Origin of the sequence: Nostoc sp. 'Peltigera membranacea cyanobiont' 213 (assembly GCF_002245975.1) — a bacterium.
Taxonomy (GTDB): Bacteria; Cyanobacteriota; Cyanobacteriia; order Cyanobacteriales; family Nostocaceae; genus Nostoc.
Genome location: NZ_NOLI01000309.1, coordinates 1 through 2,975, shown reverse-complemented (window position 1 = coordinate 2,975; position 2,975 = coordinate 1). Strand labels below are relative to the sequence as shown.

Annotated in this window: 2 protein-coding genes and 2 pseudogenes; all 4 read right to left on the bottom strand. The window is 39.9% G+C overall.

Annotated elements, in window-relative coordinates:
• Positions 1-336, bottom strand: a pseudogene (locus tag CDG77_RS34395) (hypothetical protein); the annotation flags it as partial.
• Between the two features lie 12 nt (positions 337-348).
• Complete coding sequence (locus CDG77_RS34390; RefSeq protein ID WP_094333593.1) at positions 349-1,650, bottom strand: WD40 repeat domain-containing protein; 1,302 nt, start codon at positions 1,648-1,650, stop codon at positions 349-351.
• 37 nt (positions 1,651-1,687) lie between these two features.
• Positions 1,688-2,476: a GUN4 domain-containing protein gene (locus tag CDG77_RS34385; RefSeq protein WP_094333592.1), complete on the bottom strand. Its 789-nt coding sequence runs from the start codon at positions 2,474-2,476 to the stop codon at positions 1,688-1,690.
• A gap of 7 nt (positions 2,477-2,483) precedes the next feature.
• A pseudogene (locus tag CDG77_RS37245) lies at positions 2,484-2,975 on the bottom strand (hypothetical protein); the annotation flags it as partial.

Below are 2,975 nucleotides of genomic sequence, written 5' to 3'. Positions count from 1 at the left end.
TTCTTTTCTTTTATGTAATAACTTATATGCTACCGCTTTTAACTGCACTGATTCATTCTGTAAACTTTGAATAACTAACTCTAAGCCTGCATCCCCATAGTTGATAGCTTCAGTGAGTGCAGCCATTTTCGTTTCTAAATTATTACTTAAAAGACGACGCTTAACGCCTTCGATTCCGCCTAGAACTACACCGGAAACTGGAGGTGGTGCTTGTCCACCAAGTACAGCATCATATTCTCGCGGTTGATTGGGATTTTCTGGCATAATTCTCTTCCTCGACTCTAATACCAGTATTCCCAATTCAGGAAATGCGATCGCACTTATTTGGAATCGCACCTATCCTTGATTCTATGGAACTCGCCATACTTGAATTAATTTCCTAACGTAACTGACAATAGTCTGTCCATCTGGGCTAATAGCAACACTTTTTCCATAAGAAGAAAGTTTAGCAAGTCGTTCTTGTGTCTGCAAGTTCCAGATATTAATATCACCGCCACAATTAACAAAGATTTTGCCATCAGAATTGAAAGTGAAAAAGTTTAATTGACCACTATTAGGAAATAAAGTATGAACTTCTTTACTAGTTCTCAAATCCCATATTCTAATACGTGTTGGCAAATGATTATCGCCAGTTATTAAAGTTTGTCCATTGGGACTAATTGCTAATGAAACAACGCCATAAGGATGTCCATTTATAGACTCATGCCCTACTAAGGTATAAATCTCACTTCCCGTTATTAAATTCCATAGTTTAATAGTCTCATCTAAACTAGCGCTTGCTAAAATTTTTGCATCTATATTGATCGCAAGGGAAGTTATATTTTTTGAGTGTCCTTTGATAGTGTAAATATTTTGTTTTGTTTCTAAATCCCAGACGAGAATATTACCAGCTTCATTACCACTAGCTAATATTTTGCCATCAGAACTGAGAGCAATAGCTGTAAGAGTATTATGCCTTCGAGTTCCAGACTCCCACAATGGTTGTCCGCTAATAACATGACTTAATTGCTCGGTATTGAAATTCCAGATTTCAGTTCTAATAGTACTGTCATGCTGAGAACCACCTATTGCTAAAGTTTGAGCATCGGAACTGAAAGTTAAATGTTTTGGATAGTCTTTTACTCTCGTACCAAATATTTTACTGATGGTGCGAAGACTTTTTCCTGTCTTCAAATCCCATTTTTTAAAGTCTATATAAGTCCCACCAACAATACTGCCATCTCTTTGAGGTTCTTCAAAAGAACTACCGCCAGCATCGCAACACACTAGGGTTTTACCATCGGGATGAATAGCGATCGCAGCATCATTCCTATTAAGCTCAATTGTATAAACACACTCAAAAAACCGATAGGGATTAAATTCTAAGATTGCCTGTTTTACTTTTAATTCTGAGATATCCCGCAATAATTTATATGCTGCTAACTGTACCCTTTTTGATGGGTCTTTTAAAGCCTGAATTACTAAATCCCAGCCTTCCTGTCTATAGTTAATGAGTTGCGAAAGCGCTAAAAAGCGGTAATTTTCATCACTGCTAGCGAAACGTTGTTTTGCGCCTGACAATCCGCCTAAAACTACACCATCGACTGGCGGAGGATTTTTTCCGCCAAGTACTGCATCATATTCTCCGGGTTGTTTGGTATTATCTGGCATCGCTTTTTACCTGTTGCTAATAGCAGTGTTCCCAAATTTAGGCTATTTTGCAGTTTGCTAATTTCTCTGCAAGCGCAGACAGGGTTTTGCAACCTGTCCAAAAGTCACCTAACCCCCAACCTATAAATGCACCGCCACGGGGTAGGTGTCCTACGTTAGCACTCAAATCGAATGTCAAGTCATTCCAATACCGCCAAGCACCTTGAGAAAACCATCCCACACCTTTACCAAAGCGACACCACGCTTCCCAGTCAGGATTGGATGTACAGCCAACCATTTGCCAGATATGCGTCTGTACAACAAAGCCAAAGCGTCCATTGCTATATTTTTGCCAGAGAGTTTCAATCGTGTTTAAATCTTCACAAGGGAATTTTTCAACGTCTGATGGGTCTAAAAATCCTTGTGGTTTGCGATCGCATACGCGCAGCATTATACTAGCAGTCTCTTGGTCTGCATCTTTCCACTTTCTGGAAGCGAGCAAATTTTGCAAACGACTGTAGTTTACATCAACCGCAGAGATTAATGGTATATCACTGTGTAGATGGGACTGTACTTTTGCTAATGCTTGTTGTCCCAGCAGTGACGATACTGTAAATTCCAACTTTTCCGATTCAGTATTTACAATCTGAAACACCAATTTTGTACCAGCTTGGCCATATTTTAGGGCTTCTTCAACGGCGATAATTTGTTGTTCTAGGGATGTAGCGCCGATCAACCGTCGTTTAACACCTTCAATACCTCCTAAAACCACACCATCTTTTGGAGGTGGTACTTGTCCGCCAAGTACTGCATCATATTCTCTGGGTTGATTGGGATTTTCTGACATTGCTGTTTTATTTAGAAAATGCTTGCACTCTGTCAATACAGCCCTGCTGCACTGCTTCAATTAAAATATCTTTTGCACCTTTTCGTTTAAAGTAAAGTGCTGCATAATTACGTTGTAGCTGGGTGCCATTGAAAAGATAGTATCGAATTCGGTCTTGACCTTGAGAAGTATCAACTAAGCCCAGTGTAAAGTCAACTAACTTGTAGGTGGCGCTATTGCGGTCATATTCTAGATTATCCATCAGCGTATCGACATCGGACACTCCGCCAGCACGCGCCATCGCCACGAAAGCATCATATCTGTCAATTTTATTACCATACTCCTGAAGTATTTCTTGTACTATAGGTTCTTGTCGAGAAGCTAGTAGTGAATAAGCTGCTTGGCGTACTTTCCATAATTTATCGTCCAACGCCCAAATTACTAATTCCAAACCTGCTTCGCCATACTTGAGTGCTTCTTCTAGTGCAGCGATTCTTTGTTCAACTACCGGATTTGCCAA

Bases quoted from the DNA above. Each gene is read 5' to 3' on its own strand.
- CDG77_RS34385 (WP_094333592.1), bottom strand. From the start codon at position 2,476: ATGTCAGAAAATCCCAATCAACCCAGAGAATATGATGCAGTACTTGGC.
- CDG77_RS34390 (WP_094333593.1), bottom strand. From the start codon at position 1,650: ATGCCAGATAATACCAAACAACCCGGAGAATATGATGCAGTACTTGGC.